We start from the raw sequence: 14,530 nt of genomic DNA, 5'->3' as shown, positions 1-14,530 counted from the left end.
CGAAATTGAAACTACGCCAACCAAAATGGAGACATACAATGAGCCAAGTACACAGTTCGCAAATGGCCCAGCGCTTCTTGTCCGTGATCAGGAGCACTCAAGCCAAAGAAGGACTCGAATTCTGCTTTGCTGTTGGCACCATCGTCATCGCCGGCGAAAAGAAGCCAGTGGTTTTGGTGCGGAAAAAAGGCCTGACGAGCATGCGGAGAGCATTGGAAGATATGCATTATAAAACTGCCAAAGGTGTTCAAGAGCCCGATGACTTTAAATTTCTGAGGTCCGGCACAGGGAGAATGAACAAAGAGGGCATCATTGTCGTACGGCTTGCCAAAGGAGGTATGGCCAAATTTATGGCGGTTAAGACAAATATGAGGCGTTATTTCAAAGACCTGAGAGTAAGCCTTCCGGATCTACAGGAAGATGAACTCCTGAATGAAGAAGACCTCAATCGATTTGAGATAGCGGCTCAGGCGAACGCCGATGAGCTGCCGTCAGACAATCAGGAGGTCGCCGAAGCGAACCCCGAGGAAGGTGCTGAAGAAGCTTTGCCGGAAGGGCTGAAGGAAGCCGTTGCCATTTCGGCAGAGGCAATAGCAAGCCACTCCATTCGTATCAGTCGGCAAACGGGGTCATTGCAAACCGCTGAGCTCGGCCCCTTGACAAATAAAATCGCTGATTGGCTCAAGGCTATGTTGGCCGCCACGCCGTTGGAAGAGCAGGAGGATGCCCTACACAATTTCACCTGCCGGCTGCTATTGATGCTGGCCTACGACGACCATCGGAGAAATCTTCAGTATGTGGACGAGGCGCCCGATGGCGACGCGGTGAAGACGGATAGTTCCGGCGTTGGCGATGGCGTTGAGCGCGAGGCGTTCATGATAGGTGGGGTTGACTTGGACCACGTTGGGAGACACCCCGTTGAGAAAGGAGAGGTTGTGGAAACCCTATTCCGAATGACCAAGGCCGCTGCTCAAGCGGGACGGCTTCCCTATCATTTGGAAAACTCGAGCTCCGACAGACTCACCATGATGGTCTCATCACAATGGCCAAGCCAGTCAGCTGGCAGGCGTGAGGTTTTCGAGCGCCTTATGGCCGTGGTAGAGCAGCGCCTCGGCAACGATGATCAGTTGATTGCCCTGCTTGGCCTCAGCAAGAGCGACAAGCTTGAAGATTTCGACGCAATCGTTCGGACCATTGAAAATAAATGGCAAGCAGACCTCGATGCAGCACTCGTGCATTGGGAGGAAACGAAGAGCAAGATCGAGACGTACAATGAGGAAGCCCGCGGTGGAACCTGGGAGCCTGTCGTTGAGCTTTTTCAGGAGATCAACGATGTGGTTTCGGACGAATTTGCTGACCTCGTTGAGCAAGGAGGCGGAGTAAATTTTGACGTGATCGAGCGCGCCGAAGCAGTCTTCGAAGCACTCCTCCAACACCTCGGCGAAAATGATGTCGTCCAGCTGCTGGACAACCCTCCGGCGGTCTTTGGTCCAAACTCGATCGGGAAGACGCTGCGGGAAGGACTCTCGACTGTCGGCGGTGAACTGAACCGCGTCAGAACCTCCCTCGTTGCAGCCAATGCATAATCGAAGGGGTGAAATGGGGCGTTGGTGCACGGAACGTTTAGCGTTCTGAGCCAGGCAGAAGGCTTGTTGGAATCGGTGCTGCAATTGATGGGCTTAGCGCTTGCCGTCCCCGATCACACCACGCTGAGCCGTCGGGCGCACGCATGGCGATCTGCCGGGAAGCGGCCCGGGAATCAGGTTCCACCTGCCGGACCGTTAAATGTTCTGGTGGACAGCACCAGCCTGCAGGTTTACGACGGGGGCCAGTGGCTGGAGGAGAAGCATGGCGCCAGATCCCGCCGAGGTTGGCGAAAGCTGCATCGGGCACTGGATGCCGATAGCGGCGAGATCGTTGCCCATACCCTGACGGATCAGGATGCTGGCGATGTCTCTCAAGTTGCGCCACTCCTCGACCAGATTGGCGGTCTGATCGGACAGTTCACAGCCGACGGTGCCTATGATGGAAAACCTACATACGACGCAGTCATCGATCATAGCGCGGCGGCGGCTATCGTCATTCCGCCTCGCGCCAACGCGGTCGAGCCAAGCGACGATAGACCTCCCGGCCAACGGAACCGGCATATCGCCGCAATCAACAGTGACGGCCGGATGAAATGGCAGGTCTCTACCGGCTACGGCAAACGCTCGCTGGTTGAGACGGCAATCGGGCGATACAAGTCCATCATCGGGCGGCATCTGCGGGCCAGGTCGCTGCCTGGTCAGCAGACCGAAGTCGCCATCGGCTGCGCCGTCCTCAACCGCATGCTTGCTTGCGCACGCCGAAAGCCGTCCGCCGCAAGGCAGCCACGCCATAGTCAGCCGTTTCAAAGATCCCCATCCGTTCAGTTCCACATCCGTGCACCAACGCCAGGCGCTGCCGCTGATTCAGACATGGCGCAAGCAGGGATACATCCGTGGACGTCGCAGTGGATCCTGCTGCAGCCGTCGCCTCCGGCGACCGGTGCACAGTGCGACCAAAATACTTGGAGAAGCAAAAGTGTTCTTTGATACCCATTGGATTACCGGAGTAATGGTCGGCATCGAGATTATAGAGGATCCCGATTATATTCAAGTTGTTGTTGATTTGGGAATTCTTCGCATAGTTATTACTAAGCAGCGGTAGTGTCTCTACGGCACTGAATTGCGCTCGCTAGTCTACCGGCTATCAGCGTTTCTAAGATGGTGTCGTATTCGACGCCGCCCGGCTATCAGCCTCAGTTGCCGATTCGGCGACCAAAGCTGGATGGGTTTGTTTCGACGATCGATCATTGGCTGGCTTTGTTTCTTCCCGGCCTTGAAGGCGTTGACGAAGCGTCGCCTGGCGTGAGCCATACACCCGACATGCGTTGCGCCCTTCAGGGTGCGCCAGCCCTGATAGCCGTCGCTCATCAGGATGCCGCGATAGTCACCAAGGAAAGTCTGCGGATGCACCTGCCCACGACCGGGCTGATATTCGAGCAGTACAACCGGCTCGAGGCTGTCCTTTCCGCTGCGATAGGCCCAGATGTAGGACTCGTCGGTTGCTTTCCTGTCCTTTTCCTTCAGCACCTGCACCGTGGTCTCGTCACCGTGAATGACGCTCTGCGACAAGAGCCGCTGCTTCAGTGCATCGTAGATGCGAACGAGGTGCTTTTCGCTGGAACCGATCACCCAATGCCCAAGAGCGCCACGGCTGGCAGGGACGCCAGCGCGCTCGAAGGCCTGTGCCAGGCGATAGAGCGGTGTGCCGTCGACATATTTATGAACAAGAGCAAAGGCCAGCGTCGAGGCCGTGGCGATACCGCCCGGCAAGGGCTGTGCGGGCATCGGCGCGATGAAAACGGGAGTGCTGATATCGGTGCGCTCGCAGTTGCGGCAAGCATACTTGGCTCGGGACTTCTGCAGCACTGTGGCCTTCACCTCGATATGCAGCTGCTCGGTGACGAGTTCGCCCATGCGATGCAACGGATGGCGGCAGCACGGACAGGTCTTCTGATCGTCGGCAAGGTCATATTCAACGCGTTGGCGTGGCAAATTTGCCGGAAGAGGTTTACGCCCGCGCTTACGGCCTTCGGGCTTTCCCTCCTCTGGCAATCCCGTGTCGGGAAGCTCAGTGGCGTCGGTCTCGTCACAATCGGCCAAGCCCTCATCAGCATCGGCCTCGAGAGCGGCGTTCTCGGCTTCATTGAAGACGCGATCCATATGGCTTTGGTGCATGAATAGTTTCTGAACGGTTCGGCGATAGGCAAAACCGACAACATCAAAGGCCGAAATGCGTTCGATTTCATATCCGCGCACCAACGCCGCATTGAGGCGATCTACCGTCGTCCGAATACGTCGAAACCAGCACCTGGGCACAAGGTCTATCCCTATCTGCTCAGGAAGCTGGCGGTCACCAGACCCAACCAGGTCTGGGCAATGGACCTGACCTAAGTCCCGATGGCACGGGGCTTCGTCTATCTCTGTGCAGTCGTCGACTGGTTCAGTCGCCGAGTGCTTTCATGGCGGCTGTCGATCACGATGGAGACGGCCTTTTGCATGAGGCGGTCGAGGAAGCGCTGTCGCGATACGGCAAGCCTGACATATTCAACACCGACCAGGGATCACAGTTCACCTCCATCGACTTCATCACGGTGCTGAGACAGCCGGGATTGAAATCTCGATGGATTGCAAGGGAGCCTGGCGGGACAACGTCTTCGTCGAGCGGCTCTGGCGTTCGATCAAATATGAGGAGATTTACCTCCATGCTTACAAAACCGTGTCCGAGGCCCGCGCTGGGATTGGCCGTTATCTGACCTTTTATAATACCCGACGCCCACATTCATCCCTTGACCGGCAGACGCCGGATCAGGCTTACTTCAACGCGCTGACGCCAATGATGGTGGCAGCCTAATCGAGGCGGAAATCCACTTAGTGAAGCGCCACAAGCTGTTCAGCCAAACCGAGCCAGCTCTGATTCCGCCTTGCCTCGCGGCTCGGACGTACCGGATATCCGGCGGCTACGTCGCGACTTGCAGGTCGCACAAATACATTCTTTGCCAGATCAACGCCAATGATGGTAACCGTCTTCATGAAGACTGCCTTTCGCTTGAGTGGTGTTTACCCCAAGACTTTATGCCGCCGGAGAAGGCTGGCATCCACCCCATCTTGAGACTATGGCGTCGATGAGCGATGATCGGCAAATCAGCCTGCCTTCAGTCGCACGCAGATATCCCCTCCAGCCCTTGCCGGAAAGCACGGCCATCAGGCGCGAGCTAGACCACTCATCGTACACGGGCCCTCTGGCCAACGACCAACTAGCGCTGTGGTGGTTAGAATAGGGATGATTGCACCCCTTTTATCAAACATGAGATACGTGCATCATCTATTCTATTAACCCTGTGGCACGTACATTGCGAAAGAACGATCGTGAAATCGCTGAATCTTGCATCGATTGACTTGAACCTTTTAGTGGCATTGGAAGCCCTATTGGAATACCGGAACGTGACACATGCGGGCCACCACGTCGGCAGGAGTCAACCGGGGATGAGTCGGGCGCTGGCGACGCTTCGGAGCATTTTCAATGACGAGCTATTAGTTCGAGCCTCAACCGGCTACGTGCTTACCCCTCGCGGTCAAGGACTGGCCAAAAGACTACCAGCGGCGATGAACAACATTCGGGACATGATGACTGAAGGCAATCTCCCCAAAATGGAATGGGGACCGAAAACAATCGTGGCGATGCCTGATCACCAAACGCTTGTTTTGTTACCGCACCTCCTGCAGCGGGCGCCTCACCTCGAAATCGCCCCCCATTCACTCTTCAGTGGCTTACTCGAGGGACTTGAGCAAGGCGATTTCGATTTAGCAGTTGGGCAAATCTCCTCCGCTCCGCCCGGCTATTTGCGGCGCAGCCTCTATACTGACCAGCTCGTGTATTTGCTACGACACGGCCACCCGGCTTTAGCGCAGGATTGGACAGTTGAGAGCTTGAAGGCGTTGCGTCACGCTGGCACTAACTCCGACCTCCCTATACGAGACGGCCGAATTTATGACGAACTGCCATACGTGGACTTACCGGATCAGAATCCGACGCGGTTTTCGCATGTACTAACGGCCGCGATGGTGGCGGCCACGAGCGATTTGGCCTTGGCGGTGCCACGCCGGGCTGCGGCACGTATTTCCGAGATGCTGCCGCTCACGGCTGTTGACCCACCCATGGAACACAAACCCTACGAGCTAATGTTGATTTGGCACGAGCGGTGTCATCGCGACCCTAGGCATCAATGGCTGCGCAGCGAGTTTGTCGCAGCGGCCGCGGCGGGAGCGACCTGAGACGAGCACGACGTCGCCAGCAGCAGATGTTCGTCGCGAGTGAACGGCTATTGCGAGCGAGGTGAATCATTTCGAGTAACTTGATTCAGGGAGCTCCTAACAGCGAAGGTGTTGACTATGAAGGCACGCGTCCGAAGGTCACCAGAATCTCTTTTGCAACGGCTGGCTAGCTTTTATGTGCGCTTACCCGTTACGGCAGGCCCGCGTCTGGGCGGTTCCGCCGGTGGTGTCGCGACCCCTAAAAGGTTACTCAGCTCCGCAATCGCACTTTATGTCGTATTGGTGATGGCACTTTCACTGAGTTGCTGGTCAACTATTCGGCTCGAATACTACCGAATTGAAACCCGACAATCATTTAATAATGCTTTTGAAGCGGCGATTACTTCAGAAGAAACCCGCTTGAGCATCACCCGGATTGCCGGTTGGCTTCGTCTAGCCAGCAAGACCAGTCAAATGGTGCCGGCGTACGACCACGATGTAGAATCTACCGTCAACAATATCGATCTACTGCAAACCTTCGAATTCCTGAGAGGAAAGAACAGCGACCTATTGGTCCGAACGCGCGAACTCATAAAGACGCACCTTAGTCCAATCGGATTGAAAGGCGGAGACTATGATCAAGCGCTCCGGTACGCGGATCAAATTGACAGAAATTTGACAGAAATTTACGGTTCGGCGGTCGAACATCGCAGGAACTTGGTAGAGAAGGCACAAGGTGCGCGCAGCACGGCATGTAGCTTTCTTGTATTCGGATCATGTCTAGTTTTAGTCATTGTTGGCATTAATGCGATTGTTCAACACCGCGAATTTGCCGCGCGCCGCGATGACTACATTCGTTCCTTTGCATTGCTTCACGCGCACATGACCCGATCACGAGTTACTTCGCTTCGATTATTTCTCGACCGCTTTGGTGACCAACATTCAGCTCTACCCGAAATGCTTCGAGCTGCGCTAGACGCGGTGAACGAACTCGAAGGAATCAACAATGCGCTCGTGCGGATCGTTGCTTCTGAGCGAGACCCCCGAACACAGCCGCTCGGCAAACTGCTTCATCGGATAGGCAGTAAACCCACCAGCAATATTCGGTTGGAAATCGAAAACGATGCACAATTCCTACAAGTTCCTCGCGTTCAAGTTCACTTGATCGTCGAAGAGCTCGTTAATAACGCTATAACTGCCGTTAGCGGAAAGAAAGACACGCAAATAACGATCCATGCGCGTCTCCTCAAGCGACGCTACTCGTTCGCCCGCAGGATCCTAATTCAAATTTCGGACACCGGCAGAGGCATGACGTCAGACGAGATGCGCAAAGCCGCAATGCCATTCTTTTCAACCGGCGCGGGCTCGCGCATTGGCCTGGGGTTAACAAGTTGCATCAAAATGGTGAACGCCATGAGTGGCGACATCAGAATCACTTCGTCGCCGGGGATCGGCACCGTCGTCAGTGTACTGTTGCCGGTTCGGAAAACCACACGCCTCCCTGAATGAACTGATCTTCGTTCTGTCGCAAAACTTTTCACCGGGTTTGCAGCCAGTATGGTAGGCGTAGATTCCGGGTTGAAGATGAGCAGGCGGATTGAGTTTCCCGATCATGGTCGATTCCAAAGGCAGTCATTACCCGCATGACGTGATTTTATACGCGGTATTTTTCTACGTGAGACAGACATCGTCAACTTAACGGAATGTGGAATTCGATGTGCGATGAAGGTTCATGACAGACCGTGATCCACTCTATCGCCGACATCGCTTTCCCGCTGAAGTTATTGCCCACGCCGTGTGGCTCTATTTCCGTTTCCCTCTGAGCCTGCGAATGGTCTAGGACTTGCTGGCTGGCCGTCGGATCATTGTCTCGCACCAGACCGTCGGCTGTGGGCGGAGAAATTCGGCCGCACCTTTGCCAACGAGATCCGTCGTCGATCATCCGGTCGACTTGGGGGCAAGTGTTGGGGTGGACGGCCCCCGAACGGCATCGAAATGTGCCAGAGTGAGCTGTTAACGATCTCAAACGAAGGAGCCGTCCGTGAATCGGATTATCCGTATTGGCATGGATACGTCAAAGCACGTCTTTCAATTGCATTAGTGTGAACGCCGCCGAGCGGCCGATCCTGCGCAAGAAGATGCGCCGCAAGGAGATGGTGGATTTCTTTGCGATATGCCCACCGACCGTGATTGCGATCGAAGCCTGTGCCGCTTCGCATCACTGGGCGCGGTTGCTGACAGGGTTCGGACATGAGGTAAAGCTGATCGTGCCACAACTGGCGAAGCCCTACGTCAAGCGCGGCAAGAATGATGCGGCCGATGCCGAAGCGCTATGCGAGGCGATGAGCCGCCCGACGATGCGGTTCGTTCCGGTAAAGAGTGCGGCTCAGCAAGCCGCGCTGATGCTGGTGGGCATGCGCGAGCGCGCTGTCGCCGCACAGACGCAGCTTGCCAATACGATTCGTGGCTATGCAGCTGAGTTCGGGCTGACCGCGGCCAAAGGCATGTCTCATCTTCCGCTCCTTTTGGAAACGCATCATGCAGTGGCCCAACGAGGCCGATCAAGTGTTTGGAACCCACGTCGCGGAACCCATCTTGGCCAGCGTTCATGTGTGAACGCAACAAAAGGCCGGACAAAGGAACGCAAGAGATCCGATCAAATCATCAAAGAGTTCTTGCAAGGAGGGGGCCGTCCACATATGGCTTTCTCGATGAAGCCGTTGTTTCAATCCGCGGCAAGAAGCATTGGCTGTGGCGCGCAGTTGATCAGGACGGTTTCGTCTTGGAGGTTCTCGTGCAAAGCCGCCGAAATGCAAAGGCCGCCAAGCGCCTGATGCGCAAGCTCTTGAAGGGTCAGGGACGGTCGCCGCGTGCGATGATCACCGACAAGCTGCAGTCCTACGGCGCAGCAAAGCGAGAGATCATGCCGGGTGTAGAGCATCGCTCCCACAAAGGGTTGAATAATCGGGCGGAGAATTCTCACCAACCAGTCCGGCGGCGAGAGCGGATCATGAAGCGCTTCAAGTCACAGCGACATCTACAACGCTTCGTCTCCATCCATGATCCGATCGCCAACCTATTTGAAATCCCGCGCCACGACTTCTCCTCCGGCCACCAGCGCGAACTGCGCACGGCGGCGATGAGCCTGTGGGCGAAAATTGCCCGAGCATGAGAGATATCTGCGGATGGCGTCTTTCGCTGGCCTTTCATCCGTTAAGTTTACGATGCCTACACTCCGTCGGGCGATAGGCCTCGCCGGAGCAGCTTGGCCCGAGCCTGCTTGTAGTATTTTTCAATTGAAGCGGGGTCGACCCCAATCCGTTCGCTGATCTGTTCGTAAACGTCCTTTCGCTTGGCTCCACGCTCACGGCGGCGCATCGCATTTAACGTTTCCTGCTCGCGGCCCGTAAGCCCGGAATAGTAAAAATCAACCGCCAATTGCTCCTTGTCCGAAATTTGAATGGAGAACCCATTTTGAGAAATTTCCTGCAGCACCTCAGCCAGCAGTCCGCTGATCAGTCCGGTCTTGCTAACGTATCCAGCCACACCATACCGACGGCAGTGGTTAGCTTCGGCAAGCGAATCCATTCCAGTGATCACCACGTGGATCGCTGAAGGGGACGCATCAACGACCTGCCTGATAACCGAAAATCTGTCAACTTGTGACGTTGGATCTACGCCTGGCAAGCCGGGGTCAATGAGAACGAGATTAAAGCCCCCCGACTTCATCAGAGTCTTAGCAATTTCTAATGTCGGAGCCCCAAGAAGAACGCTACCAATGAGACGGTCCTTTAGTTCCTGGATCAGCGCCAAACGCATTAAATCCTGATCTTCGATCACTAAAATCCGCTGCATAGAAGCCTCGTTCCGCATCAGTATAAATCGGGAAGGTCGTTCAACTTCGACTTTCCTCAACCTCTCACTTTGAGACCTGCTCCGAGCCAATGAACCTTAGTTCGTCGTCGACCGAGCTTTTCCTTTCTCGGTCATTGTTTGCTACTCGTCGAAATCAACATTGTGTAGTCCTCGTCGACTCAATAAAGACATAAAAAGCCATCCAGGGGTGTAGAAGCTGGGGCCATGGTTCCGGCGCGGTCGTCTTGTTATACTATCTCCTGTCCCGGGCATCTAAGCCGGCAGAAATTCCCCTTATCTTAGCTGTTCAGATTTCCCTAGCCACCTAGAACTCGTGGCTTAGTCTTGTCGCAGGAATCTCTCCGTACCCGGTGTTCTGGCCGCACGTAGTTCTGACTACCCTGAGCCGTGATGTCGTGACCTGCGCCAGGCCCTCTCTCCCGGTTTTCGGATTTGACGAGCTTATTGATCGCACTGATAATTTCTAATGTGAGTTGATCAGCCATTTTATTCCTTTCCATCATGCCTTTCGAGAAGGAAAGAGCCCGCGAGAAGGCTCGGTCAAATTGCTGCTAACATCGGAAGATGTTCCGGCTCGTTTGCGAGGTGACTATAGAAACCGATAAACTTACCGGAACCTCACCCCGCGGCTGCCCTGCTATGGATCATATCGGACGATTGGTAAAATTGATTGCATGGATTAAACACATCCATGCTGTGAATGAGAAGCTTGCTTAAAGCCTCGACCAAACTTTTGGCTCGACGCATTGCCGCGTGTTGGTTTCCACGCGGAACTGAGCCGGTTAGGCGCATAATTTCCATTGAGAATTGAGCCACTTCTGAGTATGGTTTTCTGATCAGGCTTTGGTCAAGGCATTGGCCTTTTCTGTTAATCGCCCGGAGTTTCGTAGATACCCTCGTTTCGGCCTTTGATGTTGTCGGTTATGCCTGCCTGACTTGACGCCGGACATACTCTGGGCGTCCACATGCCAGCATGCGGTTGAGAACGATGCAGCCGATGGCGACCTCTGTCTGCTGGGTGGCGAACGAACGAGCCCGCACACGTCGCCCGATCAGCCCCTTGCCCGATGGCGGTTTCGATCAGTGCACGCTTGCCGTAGCCGGTGGCCGCCTGCCATTGCAGCCGACCGTCTTTTGCGATCGCCGCTATGTGCTTGTCTTTTTGATCAGGTGGCCCTGTATCACCATTGCTTTCCACCGCCGTCGAACGCGGTGGAATGACGACGTTCGCGGTTGCGCTGTGCTGCAGGACCGTCTGATAGGTTGGCTTGCCATCATAGGCTCCGTCGGCTGTGAACTGGTCAATCTCGCCGTCGATCTGGCTGAGCAACGGCTCCACCTGGGAAGGATCATCCGTGCCCTGATCGGTCAGCCTATGGGCAATGATCTCGCCACTATTGGCATCCACTGCCAGATGGAATTTGCGCCAGTTGCGGCGTGATCTGGCGCCATGTTTCTCCTCAAGCCATTGCCCGGCGCCGTACACCTTTAACCGTATGCGGCGTCCGCGCCCCATTGATTTTTCAGTTGCAGCGATCTGAGGTTGGTCTACGGGCCGTCAAATGAGCTCACCGATGAGTACCTGATGAGCTCATTGTGAGGCCTTGATGCGGGCGGCATAGGCCCAGGGCATCAGAGCATCGATGTCTTTGGCGAGGTGGCCGTTTGCGAGGCGGGTGAAGAGGTCGCACAGATAGGCGTAGGGCTCAACGCATTCATTTTACAAGTGCCGATCAGGCTGGCAAACCGGGCCCAGTTCCGTCCCCCTTCGTCATGGCCCGCAAAGAGCGCGTTGCGGCGGTTCATGGCCGGGCGACGGATGGCGTTTTCCACCAGGTTGGAATCGATATCGACGTGTCCGTCGTTCAGGAACAGCCGGAAGCCGTCCTGTCGCGTCAGCATATAGGCCAGGGCAATTCCGAGGTCCGACTTGCATGAGACACGCTTGGCCTGTGCTGCCAGCCAGGTGAAGAACTCGTCCACCAGCGGGAGGGACAGCTCCTGTCGAACCGCCCGGCGATGTTCGGGATCTGAGCCCCGGATACTGTCTTCGATCTTGTAGAGCGCGGCGATCCGCACCAGCGCCTCGTCGACGATGGGCGATCCGCTCTTTGGTGTGGCCTTGATCAGCTTTCTGCGTCCGTGTGCCCAACAGAAAGCCAGCTTCAACGGGTCGCCGCCCGTGCGTTTTGACGTGGCGAGATGAGAGTAGCCTCCATAGGCATCGACCTGGATTGTGCCGTTGAAGCCATCCAGGATTTCTGCGGCATATTCGCCTTTACGTCCTGCTCGATAATGGAACACCACGCCCGGCGGGGCTGAGCCCTTCCAGCCGCGGTCGTCACGCAGGACAGCCCAGAGATAGCCGGTCTTCGTCTTGCCGCGCCCAGGATCAAGAACCGGAGCCGTTGTCTCGTCGACATAAAGCCGAGTGCTTTCCCACAGCAGCCGTTCGGCCATGTAGTCGACCACCGGTGCGATTTCGCTGCCCGTGCGCCCGAGCCAATCGGAAAGCACCGTGCGGTCTATCGGCACCCCGTGTCGCGCCATGACCTCGGCCTGCCGGTTGAGCGGCATATGTTCGGAATGCTTGGCGACGGCGATCTCAGCCAGGAGGGCTTCCGTCGGCCAGCTCCCTTCCAGCAGATGCGCCGGCGCTCTGGCCTGGACGACGCCCGTTCGACCCTTGGGGCAGGCGTATTTCGGGCGGATCGTGACGATCACCTCGTAGCGTGCCGGGACCCGGTCGAGCCGTTCCGTCCGATCCTCGCCGATCCGGACCATGTTGCCGCAACCGCAGGGACAAACGATGCTCTCGGGCTCGATCACTCTCTCGACCCGCGGCAGGTGTTCGGGCAGTGCACGGGCCTTACGCTCCTTGCGAGGAACGGCCTTGTCCGGATCGGATGCGCTGGCGTCGATCTTTTTCTCGACGGCGGCGATCCGCGCCTGTGTTTCGGCAATCGCCGTTTCAAGGTCTTCCAGCGCCAGTTCCATCTGCGCCGGATCGAGCTTTTCCGATTTCGGCCCGAACTTCGTGCGCCGATAGTCGTGAACCTGCCCCTCAAGCTTCTCGATCAGTTCCTTCAACTCGGCGATGAACGCGTCCTTTTCGGCCACCACCGCCTGTTCATGCTGGCGTGCGGCACGCTCGACCTTAAGCTCGAACTGCATCGCCGCAAAGGCTTTGATAACCTCTGGCGGAAGGTCCGGAAACAGGCTGAGATCAAGGGGCGACGACATGCGGCCTTATAGCAAGGCAGCACAAAAAATCCAAATAAAACAATGCAAAGACGGCCGGATATTTACCCTGCCGCCGACGGCGCGGTCACCCGTTGTGCCATGACCCGTCGCCAGTCAAGACCTTCGAACAAAGCCTCATATTGACCCCTGGAAAGACGCATCGTCCCATCCTGAACCTTGGGCCAGGCAAAGCTTCCATGTTCAAGAATTTTGTAGATCAGCACCATTCCGGTGCCATCCCACACCAGGATTTTCAGGCGATCCCCGCGCTTCGACCGGAAGATCACCGTCACCCCGGAATGCGGGTCGAGCTTCAACTCGGTCTGCACCATCAGAGCCAGCGCCTGATGCCCACAGCGGAAGTCCACCGGCCGCGTTGCAATCAGGATCGGCAGTCGTTGGCCCGCGACGATCATGCCGTCCCTCGCATGGCTCGCACCAGAGCCGCCACACGTTCAACCGGCACATCGCCGGGAACCCGCATCACGACATCCGGGCCGATCTCCAACGTCAAGACCGACGAAACCGCCTCCGGCAGCGGCGGCGCCAAAATATTCACAGCCTCGCTCGGCTCCGCCGCAATCGCCAAAGGCACAAATGCAGGCTCGGCATCGCCGCTCTCCGCCAGGTCCGGCATAGCCTCAAAAGGCAGGGCCAGAATGCCCTCGCGCACTTGCCGGCGCCACAAGGAAAGCTGGTGCGGCACAACGTCATGACGGCGCGCGACATCAACAACACGAACACCAGGCTCAAGGCTTTCCGCCACGATCCGCGCCTTCACATCATCCGGCCAACGCCGGTTTCCACGACGCGGCTCGACAACTTCGTAGCGCCCAACAAATCCTTCTTCTGCCATGCAAATCTCCAGATACTCCTGGAGACCTTCTCGCATAGGCAACAAGCCTCAAAATACTGCCAATTCAATGGGGCGGAAACGGCGCTTACCTTTAACCCCGTGCTGTCGACCAGCACATGCAGCGGCCGTCCGGCAGAGGCGGGTTTCGTTGGGCCGGCAGCTTCCACGTTTGTGCCCGACGGCTCAGCGTCGTATAATCGGGGACGGGTATCTCAAGTCCCATAAGATCGAACACCGAATTCATGAGCCCTTCGGTCTGGCGCAGCCGCATTCCGAACACACAGCCCAGGGTCAGGGCCGTTTCGATGGCAAGATCGGAATAGCGGGGTTGACCACCTCGCGTTTTTCGCCGTGGTGCATGCCATCCGGCCAATGCTTCCGGCGTCATCCACAGTTTAAGACTGCCACGCCGACGCAGGCCTGCCTCGTACTCCGGCCAATTCGTCACCCTGAAGTTCATCTTTGCGATGTGATGACGACGATCGGCGTTGTGTTTGTACGGCATGGCACTCGGATCAAGCTGATTGCGATCCTGTTTGCGCCGAACCGTTCAGAAACTATTCATGCACCAAAGCCCCGTTGAGTTGACGATGCCCAGCCGCCCAACCTCGATCCCTTCGCCCTTCAAAAGTCCCTTAATCGGGCCTGGAGTGCTCGCCGATCGGGGACGAGGTCGTAGAGGTCCCGCGGGGGCCGGCTTCGTGTCAATTGTCCAATC

The 14,530-nt window shown here is 56.5% G+C and carries 6 protein-coding genes and 10 pseudogenes; 9 read left to right on the top strand and 7 right to left on the bottom strand.

The window, feature by feature from the left end; genetic code table 11:
- Positions 1-38 precede the first annotated feature (38 nt).
- Entirely contained in the window at positions 39-1,586 is a 1,548-nt protein-coding gene (locus BS630_RS04275) for a hypothetical protein (RefSeq protein WP_077976422.1), read from the top strand.
- 45 nt (positions 1,587-1,631) lie between these two features.
- Positions 1,632-2,351: pseudogene (locus BS630_RS04270) on the top strand (IS5 family transposase); the annotation flags it as partial.
- A 426-nt stretch (positions 2,352-2,777) separates the two neighbouring features.
- Here BS630_RS04270 and tnpC (BS630_RS04265) read toward each other — a convergent pair.
- A pseudogene (gene tnpC, locus BS630_RS04265) lies at positions 2,778-3,755 on the bottom strand (IS66 family transposase); the annotation flags it as partial.
- Positions 3,756-3,851: 96 nt separating this feature from the next.
- Here tnpC (BS630_RS04265) and BS630_RS36310 point away from each other — a divergent pair.
- The 7 genes and pseudogenes from BS630_RS36310 to BS630_RS04235 form a co-directional block, all read left to right on the top strand.
- Positions 3,852-4,437 (top strand): annotated as a pseudogene (locus tag BS630_RS36310) (IS3 family transposase); the annotation flags it as partial.
- Positions 4,438-4,952: 515 nt separating this feature from the next.
- Positions 4,953-5,858 carry a LysR family transcriptional regulator gene (locus tag BS630_RS04255; RefSeq protein WP_245310387.1) on the top strand — a complete coding sequence of 302 codons (906 nt, stop codon included), beginning with the start codon at positions 4,953-4,955 and terminating at the stop codon, positions 5,856-5,858.
- Positions 5,859-5,975: 117 nt separating this feature from the next.
- Positions 5,976-7,346, top strand: coding sequence for a sensor histidine kinase (locus BS630_RS04250; RefSeq protein WP_077976419.1), 1,371 nt, complete (start codon positions 5,976-5,978; stop codon positions 7,344-7,346).
- Between the two features lie 103 nt (positions 7,347-7,449).
- A pseudogene (locus BS630_RS38615) lies at positions 7,450-7,530 on the top strand (IS6 family transposase); the annotation flags it as partial.
- A gap of 39 nt (positions 7,531-7,569) precedes the next feature.
- Positions 7,570-7,799 (top strand): annotated as a pseudogene (locus BS630_RS37805) (IS6 family transposase); the annotation flags it as partial.
- Positions 7,800-7,878: 79 nt separating this feature from the next.
- A pseudogene (locus BS630_RS04240) lies at positions 7,879-8,368 on the top strand (IS110 family RNA-guided transposase); the annotation flags it as partial.
- Positions 8,369-8,544: 176 nt separating this feature from the next.
- Positions 8,545-9,009: pseudogene (locus tag BS630_RS04235) on the top strand (IS6 family transposase); the annotation flags it as partial.
- Positions 9,010-9,065: 56 nt separating this feature from the next.
- On the opposite strand, the gene BS630_RS04230 reads toward BS630_RS04235, so the two are convergent.
- The 6 genes and pseudogenes from BS630_RS04230 to BS630_RS04205 all read right to left on the bottom strand — a co-directional run.
- Positions 9,066-9,692: a response regulator gene (locus BS630_RS04230; protein ID WP_158081398.1), complete on the bottom strand. Its 627-nt coding sequence runs from the start codon at positions 9,690-9,692 to the stop codon at positions 9,066-9,068.
- A gap of 942 nt (positions 9,693-10,634) precedes the next feature.
- Positions 10,635-11,205, bottom strand: a pseudogene (locus BS630_RS04225) (IS5 family transposase); the annotation flags it as partial.
- Between the two features lie 99 nt (positions 11,206-11,304).
- Positions 11,305-12,956 (bottom strand): annotated as a pseudogene (gene tnpC, locus BS630_RS04220) (IS66 family transposase).
- Between the two features lie 62 nt (positions 12,957-13,018).
- Positions 13,019-13,372 (bottom strand): IS66 family insertion sequence element accessory protein TnpB, encoded by a 354-nt coding sequence (gene tnpB, locus BS630_RS04215; protein ID WP_077976417.1) that lies wholly within the window; start codon positions 13,370-13,372, stop codon positions 13,019-13,021.
- Positions 13,369-13,812 carry an IS66-like element accessory protein TnpA gene (gene tnpA, locus BS630_RS04210; RefSeq protein WP_077976416.1) on the bottom strand — a complete coding sequence of 148 codons (444 nt, stop codon included), beginning with the start codon at positions 13,810-13,812 and terminating at the stop codon, positions 13,369-13,371. The genes tnpB and tnpA overlap by 4 nt, the downstream gene beginning before the upstream one ends.
- A gap of 86 nt (positions 13,813-13,898) precedes the next feature.
- A pseudogene (locus BS630_RS04205) lies at positions 13,899-14,317 on the bottom strand (transposase); the annotation flags it as partial.
- Between the last annotated feature and the right edge of the window lie 213 nt (positions 14,318-14,530).

The sequence above is a fragment of the Rhizobium laguerreae genome, assembly GCF_002008165.1.
Lineage (GTDB): Bacteria > Pseudomonadota > Alphaproteobacteria > Rhizobiales > Rhizobiaceae > Rhizobium > Rhizobium laguerreae.
Note: the sequence above shows the minus strand (reverse complement) of the source record. Positions and strands in the feature narration are given on the sequence as shown.

What these genes read in the sequence shown, in the direction of transcription:
- BS630_RS04275 (WP_077976422.1), top strand. Translation starts at nt 39, where the DNA reads ATGAGCCAAGTACACAGTTCGCAAATGGCCCAGCGCTTCTTGTCCGTG.
- BS630_RS04250 (WP_077976419.1), top strand. Translation starts at nt 5,976, where the DNA reads ATGAAGGCACGCGTCCGAAGGTCACCAGAATCTCTTTTGCAACGGCTG.
- BS630_RS04230 (WP_158081398.1), bottom strand. Translation starts at nt 9,692, where the DNA reads ATGCAGCGGATTTTAGTGATCGAAGATCAGGATTTAATGCGTTTGGCG.
- tnpB (WP_077976417.1), bottom strand. Translation starts at nt 13,372, where the DNA reads ATGATCGTCGCGGGCCAACGACTGCCGATCCTGATTGCAACGCGGCCG.
- tnpA (WP_077976416.1), bottom strand. Translation starts at nt 13,812, where the DNA reads ATGGCAGAAGAAGGATTTGTTGGGCGCTACGAAGTTGTCGAGCCGCGT.